General features: G+C 67.2%; 27 protein-coding genes. 14 read left to right on the forward strand and 13 right to left on the reverse strand.

Annotation, left to right across the window (positions count from 1 at the left end):
• Positions 1-864 precede the first annotated feature (864 nt).
• The 3 genes from QTH97_RS35090 to QTH97_RS35100 all read left to right on the forward strand — a co-directional run bounded on the left by QTH97_RS35090 (position 865) and on the right by QTH97_RS35100 (position 2,927).
• Positions 865-1,653, forward strand: coding sequence for an enoyl-CoA hydratase-related protein (locus QTH97_RS35090; protein WP_286573273.1), 789 nt, complete (start codon positions 865-867; stop codon positions 1,651-1,653).
• Positions 1,654-1,676: 23 nt separating this feature from the next.
• Entirely contained in the window at positions 1,677-1,808 is a 132-nt protein-coding gene (locus QTH97_RS35095; RefSeq protein WP_286573274.1) for a hypothetical protein, read from the forward strand.
• Between the two features lie 138 nt (positions 1,809-1,946).
• Positions 1,947-2,927: a serine hydrolase domain-containing protein gene (locus QTH97_RS35100; protein WP_286573276.1), complete on the forward strand. Its 981-nt coding sequence runs from the start codon at positions 1,947-1,949 to the stop codon at positions 2,925-2,927.
• Positions 2,928-2,957: 30 nt separating this feature from the next.
• Here the strand turns inward: QTH97_RS35100 and QTH97_RS35105 are convergent, their stop codons facing one another.
• Positions 2,958-3,227 (reverse strand): hypothetical protein, encoded by a 270-nt coding sequence (locus QTH97_RS35105; RefSeq protein WP_286573278.1) that lies wholly within the window; start codon positions 3,225-3,227, stop codon positions 2,958-2,960.
• Between the two features lie 32 nt (positions 3,228-3,259).
• Positions 3,260-3,667 (reverse strand): nuclear transport factor 2 family protein, encoded by a 408-nt coding sequence (locus QTH97_RS35110; protein WP_286573280.1) that lies wholly within the window; start codon positions 3,665-3,667, stop codon positions 3,260-3,262.
• A gap of 263 nt (positions 3,668-3,930) precedes the next feature.
• Here QTH97_RS35110 and QTH97_RS35115 point away from each other — a divergent pair, with 263 nt between their 5' ends.
• Complete coding sequence (locus tag QTH97_RS35115) at positions 3,931-5,241, forward strand: epoxide hydrolase family protein (RefSeq protein WP_286573281.1); 1,311 nt, start codon at positions 3,931-3,933, stop codon at positions 5,239-5,241.
• 37 nt (positions 5,242-5,278) lie between these two features.
• Here the strand turns inward: QTH97_RS35115 and QTH97_RS35120 are convergent, their stop codons facing one another.
• Positions 5,279-6,610 (reverse strand): aminotransferase-like domain-containing protein, encoded by a 1,332-nt coding sequence (locus tag QTH97_RS35120; RefSeq protein WP_286573282.1) that lies wholly within the window; start codon positions 6,608-6,610, stop codon positions 5,279-5,281.
• 89 nt (positions 6,611-6,699) lie between these two features.
• Here QTH97_RS35120 and QTH97_RS35125 point away from each other — a divergent pair, with 89 nt between their 5' ends.
• The gene (locus tag QTH97_RS35125) at positions 6,700-7,323 is read left to right on the forward strand and encodes a DJ-1/PfpI family protein (protein ID WP_286573283.1); all 624 of its coding nucleotides are present in this window, start codon (positions 6,700-6,702) and stop codon (positions 7,321-7,323) included.
• 6 nt (positions 7,324-7,329) lie between these two features.
• Here the strand turns inward: QTH97_RS35125 and QTH97_RS35130 are convergent, their stop codons facing one another.
• Together QTH97_RS35130 and QTH97_RS35135 are read right to left on the reverse strand one after the other, a co-directional pair.
• Entirely contained in the window at positions 7,330-7,908 is a 579-nt protein-coding gene (locus QTH97_RS35130; protein ID WP_286573285.1) for a GNAT family N-acetyltransferase, read from the reverse strand.
• Positions 7,909-7,959: 51 nt separating this feature from the next.
• Positions 7,960-8,169 carry a hypothetical protein gene (locus QTH97_RS35135; protein ID WP_286573287.1) on the reverse strand — a complete coding sequence of 70 codons (210 nt, stop codon included), beginning with the start codon at positions 8,167-8,169 and terminating at the stop codon, positions 7,960-7,962.
• Positions 8,170-8,404: 235 nt separating this feature from the next.
• On the opposite strand from QTH97_RS35135, the gene QTH97_RS35140 reads away from it, so the two are divergent.
• Entirely contained in the window at positions 8,405-8,866 is a 462-nt protein-coding gene (locus QTH97_RS35140; protein ID WP_286573288.1) for a MaoC family dehydratase, read from the forward strand.
• A gap of 54 nt (positions 8,867-8,920) precedes the next feature.
• A complete protein-coding gene (locus tag QTH97_RS35145) occupies positions 8,921-9,835 on the forward strand; it encodes a LysR family transcriptional regulator (protein ID WP_286573290.1) in 915 nt (304 codons plus the stop codon).
• On the opposite strand, the gene QTH97_RS35150 is transcribed toward QTH97_RS35145, so the two are convergent.
• The 8 genes from QTH97_RS35150 to QTH97_RS35185 all read right to left on the reverse strand — a co-directional run bounded on the left by QTH97_RS35150 (position 9,780) and on the right by QTH97_RS35185 (position 17,370).
• A complete protein-coding gene (locus QTH97_RS35150) occupies positions 9,780-10,529 on the reverse strand; it encodes a gamma-glutamylcyclotransferase (RefSeq protein ID WP_286573292.1) in 750 nt (249 codons plus the stop codon). The genes QTH97_RS35145 and QTH97_RS35150 overlap by 56 nt on opposite strands.
• A gap of 17 nt (positions 10,530-10,546) precedes the next feature.
• Positions 10,547-11,317, reverse strand: a complete 771-nt coding sequence (locus QTH97_RS35155; RefSeq protein ID WP_286573294.1) for an alpha/beta fold hydrolase — start codon at positions 11,315-11,317, stop codon at positions 10,547-10,549.
• Positions 11,318-11,344: 27 nt separating this feature from the next.
• Complete coding sequence (locus tag QTH97_RS35160) at positions 11,345-12,148, reverse strand: SDR family NAD(P)-dependent oxidoreductase (RefSeq protein WP_286573295.1); 804 nt, start codon at positions 12,146-12,148, stop codon at positions 11,345-11,347.
• 45 nt (positions 12,149-12,193) lie between these two features.
• On the reverse strand, positions 12,194-12,571 hold the full coding sequence (locus tag QTH97_RS35165) for a helicase SNF2 (RefSeq protein WP_286573296.1): 378 nt from the start codon (positions 12,569-12,571) through the stop codon (positions 12,194-12,196).
• Between the two features lie 179 nt (positions 12,572-12,750).
• The gene (locus tag QTH97_RS35170; protein ID WP_286573297.1) at positions 12,751-14,187 is read right to left on the reverse strand and encodes an efflux transporter outer membrane subunit; all 1,437 of its coding nucleotides are present in this window, start codon (positions 14,185-14,187) and stop codon (positions 12,751-12,753) included.
• A complete protein-coding gene (locus QTH97_RS35175) occupies positions 14,184-15,059 on the reverse strand; it encodes an efflux RND transporter periplasmic adaptor subunit (protein WP_444813513.1) in 876 nt (291 codons plus the stop codon). The genes QTH97_RS35170 and QTH97_RS35175 overlap by 4 nt, the downstream gene beginning before the upstream one ends.
• A 35-nt stretch (positions 15,060-15,094) precedes the next feature.
• Positions 15,095-15,325 carry a DUF1656 domain-containing protein gene (locus tag QTH97_RS35180; protein ID WP_286573299.1) on the reverse strand — a complete coding sequence of 77 codons (231 nt, stop codon included), beginning with the start codon at positions 15,323-15,325 and terminating at the stop codon, positions 15,095-15,097.
• Positions 15,322-17,370: an FUSC family protein gene (locus QTH97_RS35185; protein ID WP_286573300.1), complete on the reverse strand. Its 2,049-nt coding sequence runs from the start codon at positions 17,368-17,370 to the stop codon at positions 15,322-15,324. The genes QTH97_RS35180 and QTH97_RS35185 overlap by 4 nt, the downstream gene beginning before the upstream one ends.
• Positions 17,371-17,533: 163 nt before the next feature.
• On the opposite strand from QTH97_RS35185, the gene QTH97_RS35190 reads away from it, so the two are divergent.
• The 7 genes from QTH97_RS35190 (at position 17,534) to QTH97_RS35220 (ending at position 23,465) form a co-directional block, all read left to right on the forward strand.
• Positions 17,534-18,253, forward strand: a complete 720-nt coding sequence (locus QTH97_RS35190; protein WP_286573301.1) for a hypothetical protein — start codon at positions 17,534-17,536, stop codon at positions 18,251-18,253.
• A 17-nt stretch (positions 18,254-18,270) separates the two neighbouring features.
• Positions 18,271-18,942 (forward strand): response regulator transcription factor, encoded by a 672-nt coding sequence (locus QTH97_RS35195; protein ID WP_286573302.1) that lies wholly within the window; start codon positions 18,271-18,273, stop codon positions 18,940-18,942.
• Positions 18,943-19,093: 151 nt separating this feature from the next.
• A complete protein-coding gene (locus QTH97_RS35200; protein ID WP_286573304.1) occupies positions 19,094-19,519 on the forward strand; it encodes an Ohr family peroxiredoxin in 426 nt (141 codons plus the stop codon).
• Positions 19,520-19,611: 92 nt separating this feature from the next.
• Entirely contained in the window at positions 19,612-20,679 is a 1,068-nt protein-coding gene (locus QTH97_RS35205) for an alpha/beta fold hydrolase (RefSeq protein ID WP_286573306.1), read from the forward strand.
• A gap of 82 nt (positions 20,680-20,761) precedes the next feature.
• The gene (locus QTH97_RS35210) at positions 20,762-21,895 is read left to right on the forward strand and encodes a thiolase family protein (RefSeq protein ID WP_286573307.1); all 1,134 of its coding nucleotides are present in this window, start codon (positions 20,762-20,764) and stop codon (positions 21,893-21,895) included.
• A gap of 105 nt (positions 21,896-22,000) precedes the next feature.
• Positions 22,001-22,369, forward strand: a complete 369-nt coding sequence (locus tag QTH97_RS35215; RefSeq protein WP_286573308.1) for an aromatic-ring hydroxylase C-terminal domain-containing protein — start codon at positions 22,001-22,003, stop codon at positions 22,367-22,369.
• A gap of 220 nt (positions 22,370-22,589) precedes the next feature.
• Positions 22,590-23,465 carry a tyrosine-type recombinase/integrase gene (locus QTH97_RS35220; protein ID WP_286573309.1) on the forward strand — a complete coding sequence of 292 codons (876 nt, stop codon included), beginning with the start codon at positions 22,590-22,592 and terminating at the stop codon, positions 23,463-23,465.
• Positions 23,466-23,480: the final 15 nt, after the last annotated feature.

Raw genomic sequence — 23,480 nt, forward strand, 5'->3', positions numbered from 1 at the left:
CGCCGCGCTGTGCTCCGCGGTTTCCTCCCTCGAGGCTTGAGGGACACCTGCCCTCAGGTCATGGTCGATCTATGCGCTGCGCGTCTGCCGGGCAGCTGTCCCACAACCCTTAACGAAAGCGGCCGAAGGGGAGGGCAGGGCGGATCTACCGGTTCGTGCCCAATGCAGCCTTACCGTGGTTGCGGTGCCGTCGTATCGCGGGCCAGGATTTCCCCTTCGTCGGCGTCGCGCCATCCGTTCGACAGCAGCCAGTCACTAGACTCAATCTCGTGGCGCTGGTCTGAAGGCTGGTCAGGAACTCGCACGTTCGGGCAGAAGCGTCACAGGCCGCTGCGTGAGGCGGGACGATGAGGCCTCGTGTGCTGTGGGCGAAGTGCAGGAATGCGTGGGGGCGGTCGCTGTCTTCATCGAAGCCCAACCGGGCGCGCAACGCTGCGAAATGAACATGAGTCCGGCGAATAGGACGGGGAAGGAGACGACGCGAGAAAGATTCCGCTGACCCTGCGGGGAATGCTTAACAGCCGCGCCGCGATCTCATATGGGGGTTACGCCAAGCATGTCTGCCCGAAGCGATGCAGAAACGCTGGGGCCGCGTCGCGCCTGCTTCCCTCGGGGTCGCGCGCCGCGCGGCCCTTCGCATTTCTGAAATGGTGTTTTTCACCGCGGGACCTTAGTCCGAACGCCGTCGAATCGCACACTTGCTTCGTCAGAAACGACGTCCCACAAGCAAGGAAGCGAATCATGAGTTCCACCCCTCCCGCCAGTGAATGCGCGCAGAAGAGCACGCCCGCACATCCCCCACCACCGGTATCGACCGAGTGGGACGAATGGAAGCCGGTGCGCGATCTGAGCTGAGGTCGCGCCATGACCACCACCCCCTACGAGACCTTGCGCCTTCGCATTGACGACGGCATCGCGACGATCACGCTCGCGCGTCCCGAGAGCCTGAATGCCTTCACCCAGCAGTCGCTGGTCGAGCTGCGTTCCGCATTGAAAGCCGTGATCGCGTCGCCGGCACGTTGCCTGGTGCTGACGGGCGAGGGCCGCGCCTTCAGCAGCGGCGCCGACCTTGCGGCGCCGCGCGACGGGCTGGATGAAAATGACCCGGACGAGTTCCTGCGCGACTACTTCGTGCCACCGTTCCGGATGCTTGCCGGGATGGAAATCCCGACGATCGCCGCGGTGAACGGGCCTTGCGCGGGCTCGGGCATGAGCCTGGCGCTGAGCTGCGACATCGTCATCGCCTCGGAGTCGGCCTTCTTCCTTCAGCCCTTCGTCAATATCGGCCTGGTGCCGGACCTGGGCTCCAGCTGGCTGCTGCCGCAGGCCTTGGGGCGGGCCCGTGCCACCGGACTGATGCTGCTGGGAGAAAAGCTGCCCGCCGCCGATGCGGCCGCCTGGGGAATGATCTGGAAGACCGTCCCGCCCGATCAACTCGAGCACGCCGTGCTGGAGACGGCGCGCAAGTTGAAGGATGGTCCGAGCCGGGGGCCGGCCATGATCAAGCAATTGATTGCGCGCGGCCTGCGCAACGGGCTTGCAGAGCAGATGCAGGCCGAACTGGAGTTCCAGCGTGTCGCGCTGCGCAGCGCCGATCACATCGAGGCCCGGGCCGCGTTCAAGGAGAAGCGTGCGCCGGTGTTCGTTCGATAGCCATGGCGCAAGAATCCACCCCCTTGCCGGTCGCCAACGCGGAAACCGTCGGCACGGCATCTGAAACCGATCCGCGCGCGAACGGGCTGATGCGCGGCTCGCCGCCTCCCGAGGACAAGCGCGTCGTGCTTTCCAACGCGCTCGAATTTCCCTAACTGCGCTGGAGCGCCAGCCACTGGCGGGAACTCGCGCCCACCCAGCGCGTCTCCCGCGGTACGGGCGCGGCGGCGCCGCTGCCTCGAAACGAACGCGATCTTTCCGGCGTCCGAATCAGGACGTTGACCGGCGCGGACATGCGTTTCCCCGAGGCCCTCGAAGCAACGTATCTGGACGGACTCGTCGTGCTGCACAACGGTTCGATCGTGTTCGAGGAATATCGGGGCGAGGGCGGCCCGGACCAGCCCCACCTGTGCTTCTCCGTCACGAAATCGATGGTCGGCATGCTGGCGGTCGATCTCATCGTGCAAGGCCTGATCGACGACAGGGCCAGGGTCACCCGCTACGTACCGGAGCTGGACTGCGAGACCTTCGGCGACGCGACCGTGCGCAACATCCTCGACATGACGATCGCCGCCAGGTGGTCCGAGAACTATGCGGACCCTGCGGCCGAGATCCGGTCCTACGGGGTGCCGTCCGGCCTGCGCGAACGTTCGGCCGACTACACCGGGCCGACGCACCTGGCCGACTACCTTCCCAATGCCATGCAGCGCAACGGCGAGCATGGCAAGGCCTTCGTGTACATCACGCCGCTGTCGGACGTGCTGGCCTGGATTGTGGTGCGCGCCAGTGGCAAGCCGCTGTCGCAGCTCTTGAGCGAGCGTGTCTGGGTGCCCATGGGTGCGGAGCACGATGCCTATTTCAACGTGGACAGCGTGGGCGCTGCAGTCGCCGGCGTGGGCTTCAGTTGCGCCCTGCGGGACATGGCCCGGGTGGGAGAGCTGCTGCGCTGTCGCGGCAGCCTGATGGGACAAAGGGTGTTCGACCCGCAGGTGTGCGATGCCCTGTTCCAGCCTGCCAGCGCACAAGAGAAGGCGGTCTTTGCCGCGGGTGCGTTCGCTTCCCTGAAGGAGTGGTCCTATCGCAACCAGTGGTGGATGACGAACAACGCCAGCGGTGCCATCACGGCGCGCGGCATCTACGGACAGGCGCTCTACATCGACCCCAAGGCCGAAGTCGTGATTGCGCGATTTGCATCGATGCCGACCGCTTCCAACCTGGCAAACGATCACATCTCGCTGCCGCTTTACCAAGCCATTGCGGACGCCCTGGCTTGATGGGCGCCAAGCGCACGCGGCTCCCCATGCTCAGGAAAAAGGCGTGCGAGTGCGCGGCAGCGCGTGCACGCGCGCCGGCGAGATGGCGCACACCTCGATCCATCCGTCGTCCTCGGCCACATAGGCCTCGCCTTCGAAGAGCACAGAGCGATTGGTGAAGACCGTGTCGCCGAACCAGGTGGGCGGCGACACCACGCTCACCGTGCCTTGCTCGGCCACCAGTGAAAAGCCCTTGTCGATGGACAGGCGCAGTTTCTGGCCCGGCAGCAGCCGGGTCGGACCGTAGAGATCGCTGGTCATGCTGAAGCACCTCGAAAGATGACGATCCCGCGCTACTGCGCCGGGTAGTCCCAGACATCGGGCGGCAGCTTGTCCTTGAGCGATGCGTACATGGCATCGCGGAACAGCTTCACTGCGGGATACGGTCGCATGGCAATGGTTCGTTCCACGATCAGCCCTTGCTCGTTGTCCACGATGACTTCCAGGCTCTCGAGCTTGCGGCCCTCGATGCTCCCTTCCCAGCGCAGGAAGGTGGTTCGCTCATCGATCTTGAGCTCGGAGGTGTAGGTGCCGCTGCCGCGCGTGGAGCTGGACTGGGCGAAGATGGCCGACACGGCTTCACGCCCCGCGATCGAGCGGGCCAGGATGGGGCTGCTGAAGACGACGTTGTCGGCAAGCAGTGCGCTTACCTGGGCGGGTGTCGAGCTGCCGGCTTCGCGCAGCTTGCGTAGTGGATGCATGGTGGTTCTCCGTCTAGTGGGCGGCGGGCTGCGTCTTGCAGGCCCGTGGATCCACTTTAGGTGGGGGACCGCGATAGAAAAAGCCGCATTTGCGCAAACCGCCTTTCCCGCTTCTGGAATAGTCGCGAACACCTTGTGCGACTTCGGTTCGAGAGATCCGTGCGGCTCCAGTCGGACGACGCCAGGCCTTCGGCTGTCCAGACTTCGTCCATCGACTGGCGGTGGGCGTTGGTCGGTTCATGTTCCAACCGAAGGAGAGTTCCATGTTGTTCAACATTGCCTGGCGAACCCTGCCACGGCGCACCCTGGCCAGCACCACGCTGGCATTCGCAAGCCTTGCCGCAACCCTGCCGCTGCTGGCGGCGCCGACGGACGCCGCTCCCGACCTCAGCGTGCGCCCCTTCCAGGCGCAGGTTCCAGAAGCCGAACTGGCCGCGCTGCGACAGCGCCTGGCGAGGATCCGATGGCCGCACAAGGAGACGGTCTCGGACCGCTCGCAGGGCGTGCAGCTGGACAAGCTGCAGGAACTGGTGGGCTACTGGAGCACCATTTACGACTGGCGAATGGCCGAGGCGCGGCTGAACGCGCAGCCGCAGTTCGTCACGCGCATCGACGGGCTGGACATCCACTTCATCCACGTGCGCTCCAGGCATCCCAATGCCATGCCACTGATCATCACGCACGGCTGGCCGGGCTCGGTGTTTGAGCTGCTCAAGGTGATCGGTCCTCTGACCGATCCCACCGCGTTCGGCGGCCGCGCGGAAGACGCCTTCGACGTGGTCATTCCGTCCATGCCGGGCTATGGCTTTTCCGAGCAGCCCACCGACACCGGCTGGGGACCCGAGCGCATGGCCCGCGCGTGGGACGTACTGATGCGACGCCTGGGCTACACGCAGTACGTGGCGCAGGGCGGCGACTGGGGGTCGGTGGTGGCGCAGGCGCAGGGCAGGCAGGCGCCCAAGGGCCTGCTGGGCATTCACGTCAACATGCCCGCCACGGTGCCTGCAGACGTGGCCGCCGCACTCAAGACGGGCGGGCCGGCGCCGGCTGGATTGTCCGCAAAGGAAAAGGCGGCCTACGACTCGATGAACCGCCTGTACACCCGAGGCGGCGGCTACGCCGGCGTGATGGTCACGCGCCCGCAGACCCTGGGCTACAGCCTGGCGGATTCGCCGGTGGGCCAGGCCGCGTGGTTCTATGACAAGTTCGCCGACTGGACCTTCAGCGGCGGCGTGCCCGAGCGTTCGCTCAGCCGCGACGACATGCTGGACGACATCACGCTGTACTGGCTCACCAACAGCGCGACCTCGTCGGCGCAGCTCTACTGGGAGAACAACAACAACAATTTCAATGTGGTGGAGCAGAGAACGCGGGAGATCAAGGTGCCGGTGGGCGTGACCGTGTTCCCCGGCGAGATCTATCGGGCGCCCAGGAGCTGGGCACAGCGCGCCTACCCGAATCTCAGCTACTTCCACGAGGTGGAGAAGGGCGGCCACTTCGCTGCCTGGGAAGAGCCGCAGCTGTTCGCGCAAGAACTGCGCGCTGCGTTCCGGCCGCTGCGCGCGCAGCACTAGCCGCACGCGTCGCCGGGCCGCGCCGGGCAGTCCCTTGTCAGAAGGTGTGGTCGCCAATCACGCGTGCCACCGTCTGCAGGGACTGCCTGAGCTTGTCCAGGTCGACGGAGCCAAGCGCCAGGCGGATGGCGTGGGGCACCTGGGCGGCTGTGGAGAAGGGGGCCGCCGTCGATACCGAGATGCCCTCGCGCAGCAGCGCCTTCGCGACGGCATCGGCCCGCACCTCATGGGCCAGTGGCAGCCAGAGGAAGTAGGAATTGGGATAGCCGACCTTCTTCAGGCGGCCCAGCGCCTGGTCGGCGACGCCCTGGCGCGCTGCCGCGTCGCGCCGCTTCTCGTCTTCGAGGCGGGCCACGGTGCCATCCTCCAGCCAGCCGCAGGCGATGGCCGTCATGGCCGCTGGCGTGTTCCAGGTCGTCGCGCGGATAGCGCCCCGGATCTTGTGAACCCATTCCTGCGGGGCGCAGACAAAGCCCACGCGAAGGCCGGTGGCCACGCTCTTGGACAAGCCGCTGACGTAGACCGTGCACTCGGGCGCCAGGGCGGCCAGGGGCGGCGGCGCTTCCGTGGCGAGGAAGGCATAGGCCGCATCCTCGATCAGGATCAAGCCGTGCTGCCGCGCGATGGCGACCAGTTCCCGCCGTCGTGCCGCGCCCATGACCCAGCCGAGCGGGTTGTGCAGCGTGGGCATGGTGTAGACGCCGCGCACGCGCCGCCGCTTGCACAGGCCTGCCAGCGCCTGCAGGTCCGGGCCATTTCCGGCCGAGGGAATGGGCACGAGTTCCAGCCGCTGGGTTTCTGCCACCAGCTTGAAGCCCGGATAGGTCAGTGCGTCGGCGGCAATCACGTCGCCAGGCTCGAACAGGGCCATGGCGGTGGTCGCCAGCCCATGGGTCGCGCCGCTCACCAGCAGCACCGTGTCGGGCGAGGCCGGGATGCGGCAGCTGGCCAGGTGCCGTGCCACCGTCGCGCGCTCATGCTCGCGCCCGCCGTGGGGCTGGTAGCGCAGCAGCGACTCGAGGTCGCCCGTGGCCGCCAGTTGCCGCAAAGCCGCCCTGAGCAGGCCTGCCTGGTCGGGCAGGGCGGGGTAGTTGAAACTCAGGTCCACCATGTCCGCGCTCACGGCGTGCAGGTCGATGCCTTCGCCCCGAGGCAAGGCCTCCTTGACGAAGGTGCCGCGCCCGGTTTCTCCGCTGACCAGGCCCATGGCCTGCAGTTCCGCATAGACGCGGGTGGCGGTGACCAGCGCAATGCCTTCGCGCGCCGCGAGCTTGCGATGGGTCGGCAGCGCAGTTCCCGCCCGCAAGCGGCCCGCGCGAATGTCGCCCGCGAGCCGGTCGACCAGTTCCTTGTAGCGCGCCTGGGGCATGGGCTATGTATCCATGACAATTATTTGAGTGTATTGATTGTCGACCCTACCATGGCAGCACACAACGCTTTCACCCCCGCGAGGACGCCATGCACATCTCCATCCTGACCTTCGACGGCTTCAATGAACTCGATTCCCTGATCGCGTTCAACATCCTGAACCGGATCAAGCGGCCCGACTGGCGGGTATCGATTGCCGGCCCCACGCCCAGGCTGCGTTCGATGAACGGGCTGGTCATCGACACCCATGCCTCGCTACAGGATGCGTGCGAGGCCGACGCGGTGCTGGTGGGCAGCGGCATCAAGACCCGGGACGTGGTGGCCGACCGCTCGCTGATGTCGCAACTGCAGTTCGACCCCACGCGGCAACTGCTGGGCGCGCAATGCTCGGGCGCGCTGATCCTCGCCAAGCTGGGCTGGCTGGCCGATGTACCGGCCTGCACCGATGTCACGACCAAGCCCTGGGTGGAAGAAGCCGGGGTGCCGGTGCTGAACCAGCCCTTCTTCGCCAAAGAGAACATCGCCACCGCCGGCGGTTGCCTCTCGGCGCACTACATGGCGGCGTGGTTCATCGCTCGCCTGGCGGGCGTGGAGGCGGCACGCTACGCCATCGACTACGTGGCCCCGGTGGGAGAGAAGGAAGCGTACGTGGCGCGCGCCATGGCGAACATCTCGCCGTACCTCGAGGAAGAACGAGTGGCGCGCCTGGCCTGAGCGCGCTCAATGGACGAGCTCGGGCGCGGCGTTCAGATCCATCGTGAGCTCGGTGATGATCGCCGAGCCTGCCTGCCGGCGGGGGCGAAAGCCCAGGCGGCGCGCCAGGTTCAGCATCTTGCGGTTTTCGGAGAGGGTTGTGCCCACCAGGCGCCTGACACCGGAAAGCCTGGCAAGGTCGACCAGCGCCAACAGCAGGTGCGCCCCCAGTCCCTTGCCCTGCCACGCGTCGGTGATGACCATGGCGAAATCCGCTTGGCCGTCCGGTCCGTCGATGACATAGCGCGCCACGGCGATCTGCTGCTCGCGGTCGTCGACGATGGCTGTGGCCACCACCGCGCCTTCATGTTCCCGATCGATCGCGGTCCAGCGTTGCAGTTCCGCGAGGGTGGGCTTCCTGGCGGACATGAGCCGCTGGTAGCCGGTGCGCGGCGACAGGCCCGCGACGAACTCGATTTCGCGTTCCAGGTCACCCGGCTCGATCAGTCGCAGGTGGACGGGCATGCCATCGACGAGCAGATGCAGGTCGTGCCAGGGCGTCGTTGCCGCCGGATCGGCAGGCAGTGACAGGAGCTGGAGTGCCACGTTCGATGCGAGGCTGGGCGAATGGGGCATGACGGTCTCCTGGCTTCGGATTTAGGTGGCGCTCACGCTGGGCTGCGCGAACTCGCGCCCCACCATGGCCCGTGCCAACAGGTAGTTGTTGCGCCCACGTTCCGACAGGGTGGACATATCCACCAAGCCATGCGCATCGCAGGGGAAGGCAAATCCCCGTCCGAGGTGAAACAGGGACTGGAAGCGGAGCTCGAAGGCTCCGCGGGAATCGATGTCGCTGGTGGGACTCATGGTGGCGACTCCAATGGCTGCGATGCCTTCAATCTAGTCCTGGGGCCGCCTTGGAAAAAGGCGATCCACGACAAGGCGCCATTGCGGCGATTGCAAGAATCGGCCGGGATGGCGGAACGCGTTGTTGACGAAACTGCAATGCGCTTTTGCGCCTGGCCGCCTTTGCGCTTCGCCCGAAGCTTCCTAAAGTTGTACCGTTCCCCGGCAGCTTTTCAGCTTCAACAAGGATGGGCGTATGAGCCAGCAACCTCTCTTCTTCGACGACCTCCACATCGGTGACCAGTTCCGCAGCGGCACCCATGAGCTGAAGGCCGAGGACATCAAGCGTTTTGCTAGCAAGTTCGACCCGCAGCCTTTCCACCTCGACGACGAGGCGGCACGCGCAACGATCTTTGGCGGGCTGGCCGCCAGCGGCTGGCACACGGCCGCCATCACCATGCGTCTGCTGGTGACCGGCGGCCCCCGCCTGGCTAACGGCATCATCGGTGCGGGCGGAGAGGTCGAATGGAAGACACCCGCCCGTCCCGGAGACGTGCTGCATGTCGAGAGCGAGATCGTGGAATTGATTCCCTCCCGCTCCCGCCTGGACCGCGGCGTTGCGGTGCTGCGTTCCAAGACGCTCAATCAACGCGGCGAGGTGGTGCAGATCACGACCGCCAAGTTGATGGCCACTCGGCGCACTTCGGCTCAAGCCTGACCCGCGCGCCGGCTCTATCATGGCCCTCCGCATCACACCGGAGGAGCCGCCAGCATGGACCGCATCACCGCGATGAATGCCTTCGTCCGCGTAGTGGAGGCTGGGACCTTCACCAAGGCAGCCGACACGCTGGACGTGCCCAACGCCACGGTCACCCGGCTGATCCAGGGGCTGGAGGAAGACCTGAAGGTGCGGCTGCTGCACCGCACCACGCGCTCGGTCACCGTCACGCCCGAAGGTGCCAGCTACTACGAGCGGGTGGTGCGCCTGCTGGCCGACCTGGCGGACATCGAATCGTCCACGCGCATGTCCCAGGGCAAGCCCGTGGGCAAGGTGCGCGTCGAGGCGCCGGCGGCCATCGGCTCGATGGTTATCGTCCCCGCCCTGGCCGACTTCTATCGGCAGTATCCGGATGTGGAGGTCGAGCTGGGCGTGAGCAACCGGCGCACGGATGTGGTGGCCGAAGGCGTGGACTGCGCCATTCGCGCCGGCGAGGTGGTCGAGCAGCAGATGGTGACCCGGCGGATCGGCCTGTTTCGCTTCACCACCTGCACCTCCCCCGCCTTCTTGAAGGCATGCAGGGCACCGGCGACACCGGAGGAGCTGCGCACTTGCCCGACAGTCGGCATGGTTTCGGCGCGCACGGGACGAGCGATGGACTTCCGCTTTTCGAACGGCGATGGCTCAGCAGCCGATATCACGCTGGAACACAGGCTGGTGGTGAACGACACCAACTCCTATGTCGCGGCCGGCGTGGCGGGCCTGGGCTTCATCCAGGCGCCCAGCTACGCCGTGAGCGATGCCCTGAAGGCGGGTACGCTCGTTTCGCTGCTGGAAGAGTGGAAGACGCCGGACATTGCGGTGAACGTGCTGTACGCGCCCAACCGCTACCTGAGCGCCAAGGTCCGCGTGTTCATCGACTGGACCATTGCGCTGTTCGACCGGCATGAAAGCCTGCGCCTGAGTTGAGCGCCCCGGTGCGGGCCAGCTCGACGCGCAGGCGTTCCATGCCGGCATCGCGGATGCCGAAGCGCGAGAGCGCGTCGATGGTCGCATCGAAGTAAGCCAGCGAAGTGCCCAAAGAGCCGTGGCCCGTGCGGATCAGCCGGGCGACTTCAGCCACCGGATGCCTGCCGATGTAGCGCTCGTGGCGCCGGTTCACCACGAAGGTGAGGGCGCGGTGGGCACCGGGTGCGCCACGCACCTGGATCCACCGGGCGTCGTAGGCGCCGGGGAACATCTCGCGGCGCCACAGCAGCTTCAGTTCCGCCGGAACCTTGGCGGCTTCGATGCGGAACAACAGCCCGCGGCATGCGCCGCCGTTGTCCAGCCCGAGCATGGCACCCGGGGCCTGCGGCGAGCCGCGCCCCAGAAAGCTGCGCAGGCAGAAGCTGCGATGCCAACCCTGCACGTGTACCAGACTGGCGTGGGCCGCGTCCATCGCAGGGTTCCACATGAGCGAGCCGTAGCCGAACACATGCAGGTCCTGCGAAGGATCGTGGTCGCGCAGGATGGCCTGCAGCGATTCCTCCATCTCCGCGTCGGTGCGAAAGCGCACGCCAGACGGCGGGTCGGCGCGCATTTCCTCGATGAGCGAGCCCGCGGCCAGGCGCTGGCGCGTCAGCTCATGCTCGGCGCCGCGGGGAAACTGGATGTCGTCCATGTGGATCCTGGTTGCTCTTACTCGGCAGCACCCGCGGCAGCCGCGGCGATCGCGTTGGCGACCTGTGCCGGCCTGGCCAGCTGGGGAACATGCGACGTCGGCACGCTGACGATGTGGGCCGAGATCTTCTCCGCCATGGCCTTCTGCAGGCCCGGGTCGATCATGTGGTCGTGCTCCGTCAGCACGTACCACGAGGGCCTGGTCCGCCAGGCGGCGGTGACGACCTTCTCGTTGAAGCTGCCGGCGCTGATCGGACCCTGGGACAGCGTCATGGAACGAACGGTGCCGGGGGGCAGATCCTGGGCAAAGTGCTTGCGCATGCCCTCGGCGTTCAGGCGCAGGTAGCCGGCGTTGTCCTTCGTGATGAAGTCCGCGCCGGGCGGCTGGGGATAGCCCTTGCCTAGGTCAGCCACCGATTGGCCTTCCGAGGGCGCAAAGGCCGCCACATAGACCAGTGACTTCACGCGGGCATCGCCGCCCACCTCTGAGATGACGGCGCCGCCCCAGGAGTGGCCCACCAGCACCACCGGTCCCGGCACATCGTCCAGGGCGCGCCAGGTGGCTGCCACGTCGTCGACCAGGGAGGTGAGCGGGTTCTGCACCGACACCACCTTCAGGCCCTTGGCCTGCAGCAGGGCCGTGACCTTGTTCCACGACGAGCCGTCGTCGAAGGCGCCATGGACCACCACGACCGTTGGCGCTTGGGGACGGGGCTCGGCGGCGTGCGCCTTCACGCCGACGTTGATCGCCAGGGCGGCGAGCATGGCGCTGTAGATCATGGTTCTCATGGCATTTCACCTTCGGGGTCGGAGTGCTCAGGCGGCCTGATAGCGCTGCGCCGCGCTGGCCCGCGAGAGGTTGGGGCCCAGGGCCTGGCGCGCCGCTTCGAGGCGGTCCCAGTCGCCAGCGTCCGGCAGGGCTGGAATGGTCACCAGTTCCTTCCGGTCGAAGCCGACCAGGGCGGCGTCGACCATGTCCTCGGCGCTCATCACGATCTCGCCGGGCAGCTCGTCCACCGGCTTGCCGGAGACTTCCCAGAAATCGGTGCGGGTGGCGCCCGGCAACACGGCCTGCACCTGGATGCCTTGCGGCGCCAGTTCATGCTGGAGCGACTGGGTGAAGGCCAGGACGAAGGCCTTGGTGCCACCGTAGACGCCGTTGAGCAGCTCCGGTGCCAGCGCCACGACGGAGGCGATGTTGATGATGGCGCCCTTGCCGCGGCGTGCCAGGCCGGGAGCGACCGCCCGGGTCAAGCGCGTGAGGGAGGTCACGTTCAGCTGGATCATGTCTTCCAGGCTGTCGGCGTCGGAGTCGACCAGGGGGCGGGTGGCGCCGATGCCGGCGTTGTTCACCAGCAGTTCGATGCGCTCGTCGGACGCCAACTGCTTCTCCACGCGCAGCACGCCTTCCTTGGCCGTCAGGTCGGCCGCCAGCACTTCAATGCTGCGGCCGGTTTCGGCCTGCAGGCGAGCAGCCAGCGTCTTGAGCTTGGCTTCGCTGCGCGCCACCAGGATCAGGTCGAAGCCGCGACGGGCCAGCCTGTCGGCGTAGATGGCACCGATGCCGCTGGACGCACCCGTGACCAAGGCAACAGGACGGGACTTGTCGATCGTTTGCATGTGAGTTCTCCTGCAGATGTGAGGGTCGGACCCGGCGCGCGCGTGTCAGAACGGATCCTGGGGCGAACGGGCGGCGGTGCGCGCGTCGGCACGCGCCGAGGCGCGATCGACGAAGCCGCGCGAGACAGCGACCACGCCTTGGCCGTAGCTGTCGGAGTAGTGGTCCGGGCCATGGGCCGCCGCCACTGCCGTGCGACGCACCTCGCTGCGGTCAGCCGATGAGGAGGGCAAGGCCGTGACGTGCGACGAGGCACCTTCGGCATAGGGGTTGTCGCTGTACGCGGCAATCACGGCCTCTGCACGCACGGCGGCGCGCGAGTTGGCCGACACCGGGGGCGTCACGCCTTCATACGATTCGGCATGGGCACCCACCGCGGCGAGAAGCGAGAGGGCGGCGGCGGCGATGAATTTCGAGCTTTGCATTTCGGTTTCCTTCAATGGTGTGAGTGAGTGAGTGGTTGAGTCGAGTAACGGGTTCAAGACAGAGCAATGAATGAATGACTACCCTGTGCGATGAAGTTTGTGGCGGCGACCCGTAAAGAAAAACCGTCTATCCGTCAGTACCTCATTGCTGCGATCGCAACAATCACGGCGCGGCCAAGCTACGCGGGCTGCGCACTGGCCCATCCGCCGCCCAGCGCGAGGAACAGGTTGACCTGGTCGGCGGCGACGCGGCTTTCCGCGGCCGCCAGGCTCTGCTCCACCTGGCTCAGAGTGCGAAGCGCATCGAGCACCGGCAGGTAGCCCACGCGGCCCGCATCGAAGAGGCGCTGGGTGTCCTTGGCAGCCGCTTGGGCCTGCGCCCGGGCGGCCTGCAAGATCGCGCGCCGCTCCTGGTCGCGTGCATAGACCTCCAGTGCGCTTTCCGTTTCCTTCAATGCAGCCAGCACGATGCCGTCGAAACGCGCCAGCGCGGCCTCGCGGTCGGCCTCGGCCGAGCGGATGCGGGAATGCGCCCGTGCCCGATCCGGGAACTCCCAGGTGATGAGCGGGCCCAGCGAGAACTTGAGGCTGTCGTCGCGGAAGGCATGCGCCACCGTGCCGACGGATGACACCGAAGCGCCCAGCGCCACCTTGGGGTACAGGTCGGCCTTGGCCACGCCGATGCGGTCGGCGGCCGACAGGACCTCGAACTCGGCGCGCCGGATGTCCGGCCGGCGCTTGAGCAGGCTGGCGCCGTCGCCCACGGGAAGGGGCTGGCGCAGCAGCGGCTCCTGCGCGCAGTCTTCCAACTGCCTGGGCAGTTCCTGCGGCGCCCTGCCGGTGAGCGTGGCCAGGCGCACCCAGGCCACCCGCCGTTGTGCCTGCAGCGTGGGAATGCTGGCGCGCACCTGCTCCTCCTGCGTTTTGGAGCGTTCCACGTCCACCGAAGCGGCGCGCCCGTTGGCGGCGAGCCGGCGGGTCAGCTGCGTGCTCTGGGCCTGCAGGTCCACCTGGCCTTGCGCGATGCGGATCTCGCGGCCGGCGGAGCACATCTCCAGGTAGGCGCGCGTGGTTTCGGCCACCACGGTCACCCGCACCGAGTCGCGTGCGCCCGTGGCGGCCCCCACGTCGGCCTGCGCCGCCTCGACGCTGCGCTGGATCTGCCCGAACAGGTCGAGTTGGTAGGACACGCCGAAGCCCGCGCCATAGACCCACTTGCTGGGCAGCGGGTTGCCGGGATGCAGCTCTTCCTGTGCGGAGCGCCGCCCGAAGCCCACATTGCTGCTGAGGGTGGTGGTGGGCTCCTGGGCGGCGCCTGCCAGGTCGAGCGCCGCGTTGGCCTTGCGCAGGTTCGCCACGGCCACGCGCAGGTCCGTGTTCGCCGCCAGGGCTTGCTGCACCAGGCTGTCGAGGGTGGGGCTGTCGTACAGCCGCCACCAATCGTTGGGCACGGGGTCTTGCGCGACGTTCGCGTGATCCGCATCGATGAAGCCGGCCTGCGCGGCCGGCTTGTTGACGGCGGCGTCGGCAGGCAGGGGCGCCACCGGCGGCACCAGGCTGGCACACGCGGCCAGCAGTGCGGCAGCGGCCATCCCAAGCCAGAGGCGGGCTTTCATGGCTGCACTCCTTCGCGCACGCTCGCGTGGCCCCGGCCAGCGTCCACCACGTCAACCGTCGCGGTGCGGCCCATGATCAGGCGCCGGTCGTCGGGCAGCGTGTCCAGCCGCACGCGGACGGGAATGCGCTGTGCCAGCCGTACCCAGTTGAAGGTGGGGTTCACGTTGGCCAGCAGGTTCGAGCTCGGGCTGCGTTCGCGGTCTTCTATGCCGGCCGCAATGCCCTCGACATGGCCGGTCAGCGTTTTGGGCTCGCCGATGAGCCGTACGCGCACCGGGTCGCCCGCGTGGACGCGGGCAATCTTGGTCTCTTCGAAGTAGCCCACGACGTGGATCGAATCCTTGTCGATCAAGGCCAGCGCAGGGCGCCCGGTGGTGGCATACGTGCCGGGGCGCAAGTCGAGGTTGGTGACCCAGCCGTCCACAGGCGCCACGACCTGCGTGCGCGCGACGTTGACCCGCGCGTTGTCGACGGCGGCCGCGGCCTGCGCGAGGGATGCGTTGAGCTGTTCGAGCTTTTGCGCGCTCTGCTCGCTGGCTTCGGCCGGCACCAGCTCGCCCAGGTCGCGGTTGCGGCGGTTCTCGCGCTGTGCCTGCGCAATCTGAGACTTCAGGCCCCGGACCATTGCCTCGGCCTGGGCCAAGGCGATCTTCGGGCGAACCGGATCGACCGAGAAAAGCAGGTCGCCCTTGTGCACTTCCTGGTTGTCACGCACGGCGATGCGCTCGACGATGCCCGACACGTCAGGCGCGACTTGCACTACCTCGGCCCGCACCCGACCATCGCGCGTCCAGGGTGCTTCACGGTAGTGCTGCCACAGCGCGTGGCTCGCCCAGGCGCCGGCCGCGACAACCGCGGCTGTGACGCCCATTCTCAGAATCTTCTTTGCAGGTATTGCCATGATGTTCATCCCAACAGAAAGGCCAGGTCGTTCTGGAAGTGCGCGGCGACCATGGCCAATGCCAGCCAGAGCACGCCGAAGAGCGCGAGGTTGAAAAGCGGCGGGTGCCACACCCACCGGTACGCACCCGTGGCGGCCATCACGCGAGCCACGACGGCCAGGGCGGATGCCGCGAGCAGCGCGGTCGCCAGGCCCGCGCTGATAAACAGGCCGAAGAGGTTGAGGTCGGTGATCATGAGTTGTCTCCGTGGGCGCCAGCGGCGGCAGCGGCCGGCGCGAGCAAGGCCAGCCTTAGGCCCGTGGCTGCGGCAAGCCCCTGCGAGCGATGAGGGCCTGGGTCGATGTCGTTCAGATCGGCGATCACCTGGTTGATCGACCGGGCTATGGCCGCGCCCGGCGCGGCGTCGGGTTGGGCCAGCCGTTGGCGGAAGTGCGCCGCAAGCTGCAGCAGGGCCGCGTCGATGGCTGCGCGCGGCTGGGGTGCCACCTGCAGCGCCGTCTCGCGCAGATCCAACATGTTCACGCCCAGGCGCAGGTCGTCCAGCGCATGTTCGGCCCGGGCGCGCATGGGCCCCTGGGCCGCGGCCATGCGCGGCAGCAACAAGCCCATGCGATCCATCATGCGGCTGGCCCATGCCGCGCGCGTCACGCTGCGCTGGCCGTCCGCGATGTCGGCCAGGTCGTGCCACACCGCATGCATCAGTCGGCGGACTCCGGCGGCTGCGGCGATCACCCGGACGAGCGAGGTGACCGTCAGCGCAATGGTGGTGCCGAGCAGCGACCCCATGGCGGTCGCAATGAAGCTCGAGAAGTCGCCTGCCTGGACCGGCTGCACCGAGATCAACGTGACGACCACCAGTGTGAAGCCCAGCGCCGGGACCGTCCACTTGGGAATGGAAAGAAAGAAGGCGCTGGTGAACAGCAGGGGCGCCAGCACCATGGCGAGCGCCAGGTAGCCGTCGACCGCGGGAAGGATCGCGAACACGTACAGCGCAGCCACCGGCACGGCCAGCCCGGTGGCCATCATCATCAGGCGCAGGAAGGGGCGCGGATCGTCCAGGAAGGCGAACAGGCAACTGCCCACCGCGGCCAGGCCCACGGTGATGGCGCCCTGGTCCCAACCCAGCGCCCAGCACAGCGCGCCGGCACAGAGCACGGCCACAGCGGCTGACAGGCCGGACAGGGCCGCCAGCCCGTGGTCGATGTGCAGCACGCGGGGCGAGGCGACGGCCATCAGGCGCTGGATGGTTGCGTCGGGCGCCTTCGCGGGATTTTCCAGCTGGTGCATGAGGGCCAAGCATTCGTCCCAGGTCCGCAGCAGTTCGGCCAGGCGTTCCATGGCGCCCAGGGCCAGCAGCTCGCTGTCCGGCAGGTGGGTGCGCCCGATGTCGACGAGGGTGCGCCCGCTGTCGGCCAGTCGGGCGGCGTCGCCGTTGTCGCGCGGCTGTTCGAGATGGCGCCGCACGGCATCCAGGTGTTGGTCGATCTTCACGGCCAACGCGGGGTCTGCGGAGCGGGTGGCGGCGAGCCGTTCTTCTACGCCGGCCAAGAGCGGCAGCAAGGCGAGCGCGCGTTCCTCCAGCGAAATCACCACGCCCATGTCCCGCGCGCCGATACCGGGCTCGAAGCGCAATACGGCGGCCAGGGTGCGCGCTTCGGTCAGGTCGGCGGCCAAGCGTGCGCGTGCCTGTTGCGCGCGGTCGTCCGTGGGCGTGGCACCCAGGCCTTGCAGGATCCAGTGCTTGGCGTCGGCGAGCGTGGCACTCAGCCTCGCGACCATCAGCGGCTTGACTTCGCGCGGCCCGAAGACGGTGTGCACCGCGACCGACACGGCAGCACCCAGGGCGACTTCCTCGACGCGCCACAGCGCCGTATCGAAAGCCGACAACGGCGAGCTGGCAGACGACAGCCCGATGAGCGGCAAGGTATAGGCGGCCAGCAGGAACACATAGCTGCTTGGGCTGCGGTCCAGCAGCGAGACATAGAGCAGCAGCGCGACCCAGGTCGCAATGCCCGCCAGGAGCATTTCCGGCGCCGCATTGATGATGGGGATGAACAGGAGAATGCCGGCCGCCGCCAGCGCGGTGCCCACTACCCGGTACACGGAACGCGAGACGACGGAGCCGGACACGGCCCCCAGTTGTTGGCTGGTGAGAAACACCGTCAGGCCCGCCCAGCCGGGATGCGGCAGGTTCAGCCAGAGCGCCGACAGCATGGCGGCCAGCGTGGCCGCCGCGATCTTGCTCGCATAGATGACGCTGCGCTTGTGGATGGGACTCATGGCTTGCCTCGTGGGTGCTGCTGAAGGAAATGCAGGCACTCTAGGAGGCCGGGGCGCGGCGAGTTAGAGGGCTGGATGAAATGATGTTTTGCAGCGCGCGGGCTGGTTGATTCGAGCCAGCGCGACTACCTTCTGGCCGTCACCCAATTCGAAAGGACGCGCCATGAACAAGCTGTTGCAGGACGTGCTGGAAGCCCACGGCGGCCTCGATCGCTGGAACCGCTTCAGCACCGCGCGTGCGCAAATCGTCTCCGGCGGCGGCTTGTGGCCGCTCAAGGGCTTGATCCAGGACGCCGCCCCACGTCAGATGCGCATCTCGACGCACGAAGAATTCGCCTCGGTCGCGCCCTTCGAGCAGGCCAACTGGCGCACCAGCTTCCGGCCCGACCGCGTGGCCATCGAGACGCTGGAAGGCGAGGTGGTCAAGGAACTGGCCGACCCGCGCGAATCCTTCGCCCGCCACACGTTGACCACGCCGTGGAACCCGTTGCACCGCGCCTATTTCAACGGCTACGCCATGTGGACCTATCTCACCACCCCCTTCTTCATGGCCATGCCTGGCTTCGAAGTGCGCGAGATCGACCCGGTGGAAGAGAGCGGTGAGCGCTGGCGAGGCCTGCGCGCGACCTTCCCCGCGCATATCGCGAGCCACTCGCGCGAACAGGACTTCTACTTCGACGAGAAGGACCTGCTGCTGCGCCGCCACGACTACCAGGTGGACGTGGCCGGCGCCTTCCCGGCCGCGCAGTACGTCGACCGCGTGGTGGACGTGCAGGGCCTGAAGATGCCCAGCCGCCGTGCCTATGTGCGCGGACCGGACCTGAAGCCGGTGCGCGACCTGCTCATGGTCGCCATCGACCTGAGCGATTTCGAGTTTTCCTGAACCGACACGGAGCTTGCATGAACCACCAGAACTCGCGCTCGAACATCCTGATCCATCACCCGGATCCGATCCTGTCTGCCGGACTCGTGGCGGCACTGCGGCAGCACGGCATGTTCGAGGTCTTTGTGCATGGCGTCGACCACCTGGGGCCCGATGGGCCCCGCATCGATGCGGTGGTGGCCGACTATGACGGCGCGCTGCGGCTGGTGGACCCGGCCACTCGGCGCGTGGGCGGCATCTGGGGCGAGTCGCGGGTGCTGGCGCTGACGGCGAACGAGCGCGAGAACGACATCCGCCGCGCCATCGAGGCGGGCGTGCACGGCTACTTGCTCGTCGGCGGCGCGCTCGGCGAACTGATCGACGCGGTAACCGCGGTGGCCCAAGGCGTTCGCTACCTGAGTGCGGCCGTCGCCCAGCGCATGGCGGACAGCCTGACGCGGGCCACACTGACGGCGCGCGAAGTCGAGGTGCTCAAGCTGGTCGCATCGGGGCAGCCCAACAAACACATCGCACGCGCACTCAACATCGAGCTTGCCACGGTCAAGTCGCACATGAGCGCCATCATGAGCAAGCTGGGCGCCAGCACCCGCACCCACGCGGCGCGCATCGGTGCCTCACGCGGGCTGGTGGCCGAGGACGCATTTCTCGCGCGACGCGGCGATGCGGTGGTGCCTCTGCTCGAAGGCTGAGTAACGCCCCGGTCGCGCGAGCTCTCCGACTTCGGTTGTAGATGCCGGCCCGACATCGGTGGGTACCTCGAAATCATCGCCACACCTAACCTGAAGGTGGATCCGAAAGTCTCGGTCCGAGTCTATTCCTTCCCACATTTCAGGAGTCACCATGATCACGCTAGTCAACAAGAAGGTGCTGTACACCGCGCGCGTCCACACCGCCGGCAACCGCGATGGCGGTTTTTCTCGCAGCGATGACGACCGCCTTCGCATCACGCACACCGTGCCCGGCAAGAGCGGCAACGGTACCAACCCGGAACAGCTGCTGGCCGCCGGCTGGTCCGCCTGCTTCCAGGGCGCCATGGCGCTGGCCGGCGCGCAGCTGAAGGTGGCGCTGCCGCCGCAGACGGCGGTCGATGCCGAGATCGACCTGGTGCTGGGCGACGACGGCTACAGCCTTCAGGCCCGCCTGAACGTGAAGCTACCCGGCCTGGCCCGCGATGTCGCCCAGGGCCTGATCGATGCCGCGCAGAGGACCTGCCCGTACTCGAAGGCGCTGCGCGGCAACGTGGACGTGAAGTACACGCTGGCCTGATGCGACCCAGGCGCGCGTCCTGGGTGCCCCTCTTGCATCCGGGACACTCGCCTGGCCACGTCGCATTCAACAGCGCAATGGAGATGATTCCAATGAACACGCAACAAAGCGCCCCGGCGATCAACGCCCCTCGCCGCGGCTTTCTGGGCAGCGCCGTCCTTGCGGCGGCGGCAGCCAGTTGGGGGCTCGGCAAGCCCGCGTTCGCGCAGGCGGGCAAGGCGTCCTCTGCCAGCACGGCCGGCGCGAAGCCGGACACGCACACGTCATTTGCATCACTGAAGCAGATCGATGCAGGCGCACTCAATGTCGGCTATGCAGAGGTCGGCCCGGCCACCGGGCCTGCGGTCCTGCTGCTGCACGGCTGGCCCTATGACATTCACGCCTTCGTCGACGTGGCCCCGATCCTCGCGGCCCAGGGCTTGCGAGTCATCGTGCCTTACCTGCGCGGCTACGGCTCGACGCGCTTCCTTTCCAATGACACGCCGCGCAACGGCCAGCAATCGGTGCTGGCGAGCGATGCGATCGCGTTGATGGATGCCCTGCGCATCGACTCGGCCATCGTCGGTGCCTTCGACTGGGGCGCACGGTCCGCCAACATCATGGCCGCGCTGTGGCCGGGGCGCACCAAGGGGCTGGTATCGGTCAGCGGCTACCTCATCGGCAACCGCGACGCGGGCCGCAAACCGCTGCCGCCGGAGGCGGAGCTGCAGTGGTGGTACCAGTTCTACTTCGCCACGGAGCGCGGCCGCGACGGCTACGAGAAGTACCGACGCGAGTTCAACCGCCTGATCTGGAAGCTGGCTTCGCCCAAGTGGCAGTTCGACGATGCCACCTTCGAGCGCAGTGCGGCATCCTTCGACAACCCGGACCATGTGGCCATCGCCATCCACAACTACCGGTGGCGCCTGGGCCTGGCAGAGGGCGAGCCCCAGTACGACGCGCTCGAGGCCAGGCTGGCGAAGGCGCCGGACATCCGGGTGCCCACCATCACGATGGAAGGCGACGCCAATGGCGCTCCCCATCCGGAGCCGGGCGCCTATGCGAAGAAGTTCTCGGGCCCGTATGAGCACCGGCTGATCACGGGCGGCATTGGCCACAACCTTCCCCAGGAAGCGCCCGCGGCGTTTGCCCAGGCCATCCTGGACGTCGGCCAACTCTGAGTCACCACTCATCACCCCAACACCACATCAAGATCATCGGACGCCGTCCAATCGGCATGCATCGAGAACCAGGAGAAAGACCATGAAAGCCGTCATCAGTGCCTATGCACGTTCCCCATTCCACTTTGCCCGCAAGGGACGCCTGGCCGAGGTGCGGCCCGACACGCTGGCGGCCAATGTCGTCCAGGGCCTGCTCAAGCGCACCGATCTCGACCCCGCGCTGATCGAGGACGTGATCATGGGCTGCGCCTACCCTGAAGCCGCGCAGGGCAACAACATCGCGCGCATCGTCGGCTTGCTGGCGGGCCTGCCACACGCGGTGGGCGGCATGACGGTGAACCGCTTTTGCGGCTCCTCGATGCAGGCGGTGCACATCGCCGCGGCGCAGATCGAGGCGGGCATGGGCGACGCATTCCTGTGCGTCGGCGTGGAGTCGATGAGCATGGTGCCGCAGGGCGGCTTCAACTTTTCGCCCAATCCGGAGCTCAAGGAGAACACGGACGCCTACGTCTCCATGGGCCAGACCGCGGAGAACGTGGCGCAACGCTGGAACGTGAGCCGGCTAGATCAGGAACTGCTGGCCTTGCAGTCGCACCAGAAAGCTGCCGCGGCCCGCGAGCAGGGGCGCCTGGCCGCCGAGATCGTGCCGATTGCATTGCCCGGCGGCGAGTTGGTCGACGTGGACGGCTGCATCCGGCCCGCCACATCACTGGAGGCGCTGGCCGCGCTGAAGCCAGCGTACCGGCCCGATGGCGTGGTGACGGCGGGCACCTCGTCGCCCCTGACGGATGGTGCTGCCGCAGTGCTCGTCACCAGTGATGCATTTGCCGCGCGCTACGGCCTGCAGCCCTTGGCACGCGTGCGCAGTTTCGCGACCGTGGGCGTGGACCCGGCCATCATGGGCATCGGCCCGATTCCGGCCACCCGCAAGGCGCTCCAGCGAGCCGGCCTGACGGTCGACGACCTGGACGTGGTCGAGATCAACGAAGCTTTTTCATCGCAGGCGCTGGCCTGCATCCGCGACCTGGGCCTGGACATGGCCACGGTGAACCTGGACGGCGGCGGGCTGGCCATCGGTCATCCGCTCGGCGCCACCGGCGCGCGCATCACCGGGAAGGCAGCGGCGCTGCTGGTGAGAGAGAACGGGCGCTACGCGCTGTCCACGCAATGCATCGGCGGAGGGCAAGGCATTGCCACCGTCCTGGAGCGCGTCTAGCGACTCGGCCCCGCCCAGTAGTCCTCGATGCGCTGAACCAGGCTGTCCGGGAGCGGCACGTAGTTCAGTGCGCGCGCGTCGGACTTGCCTTGCTCCAGTGACCATTTGAAGAAGCGCAGCGCCTCGGCGGTCTGCGCCTTCGCCTGGAATCATGCAAATCCGGCACGTGCCTCTGTAAGACAGGTCGGCATGCGCCGGAATCTGGCTCGCGACGGTGCCGATGGCACCAGACTCGGCGAGCATTTCGAAGGCGGTATAGGTCTCTTGCTGGATTTCAATACCGACGCCACGCTCCAGACGCTGGCAGGCCGCTGGTCAGATCGAATCGTGTACGTCGCACTTTCCGTAACTGATCCCCTTGGCCTGACCGCGCTGCTCCTGACACCCGACGGTTTCGTCGCTTGGGCCAGCGATACAAAACCTGGAGCTGGAGAAGCCGCGCAGGCAGCAGCGAGATGGTTCGGCGAGGCCTGACGAAAGACTGTACGCGTCGAGTGCAGGTGACGGCAAGGTCTGCTTTGGGCTGCCCCGGAATGGCTATCGAAAGGCCGACGTTGGAATTCCGTTGTGCAGCGAAGAACGAAACCGCTCTCGCGGTAGGCGCTTCGCGCACCCCCATGGACATGTTGTGACCCGGTTGCCGCCACCGTTGGCGGCGAGGCAATTTCGCCTCGCCATCAACGGAGCAGCCACCATGGACACGATCACTTCGGGGGTCACCCCACTGCGTCAACGCATGCTCGAGGACATGCGCATGCGCAAGCTGGAGCGCCGCACGCAGGAGGCTTACATTCGCGCCGTGCGCCGGCTCGCCGCCTACCTGCATCGCTCGCCTGACACTGCCTCCGAGCAGGACCTGCGCGGCTTCCAACTGCACTTGGTCGACACGGGCACCTCGCCCGCGACGTTGAACGTCACGCTCACCGCCCTGCGCTTCTTCTTCGAGGTCACCGTGGGTCGACCAGAGATCATGGTCAGGATGCACCCGGTGAAGCTTCCTCGCAGACTGCCCGTTGTGCTCAGCCCGCAGGAAGTCTCGCGGCTCATCGCCGCCGCGAGCAACGTCAAGCACCAGGTGGCCTTGTCGGTTGCCTACGGCACGGGCCTTCGCGCCAGCGAGGTCGTGAACCTGAAGGTCACCGACGTGGACAGTCAGCGCATGACGCTGCGGGTGGAACAAGGCAAGGGCCACAAGGACCGCTACGCCATGCTCAGCCCGGTCCTGCTGCAGCGCCTTCGGACTTGGTGGCGCATCGCCCACGCCCAGGGCCGGATGTTGCCCGGTGGCTGGCTGTTCCCGGGTATGAACCCGACCGACGCGCTCACCCCGCGCCAGCTCAACCGCGCCGTGCACGATGCGGCCGATACGGCCGGCATTCACAAGCGCGTTTCCATGCACACGCTGCGCCACAGCTTCGCCACGCACCTGCTGGAGAACAAGGTGGACATCCGCGTCATCCAGGTTCTGCTGGGGCACAAGCGCCTGGAGACCACCACCGTGTACACCCACGTGGCCACCGATCTGCTGCACGAGGTGCTCAGCCCGCTGGAGGCATTGCCACCGGCGTGACAGGCTGGCCGTGGG

Source organism: Variovorax gracilis, from assembly GCF_030317115.1.
Taxonomy (GTDB): Bacteria; Pseudomonadota; Gammaproteobacteria; order Burkholderiales; family Burkholderiaceae_C; genus Variovorax; species Variovorax gracilis.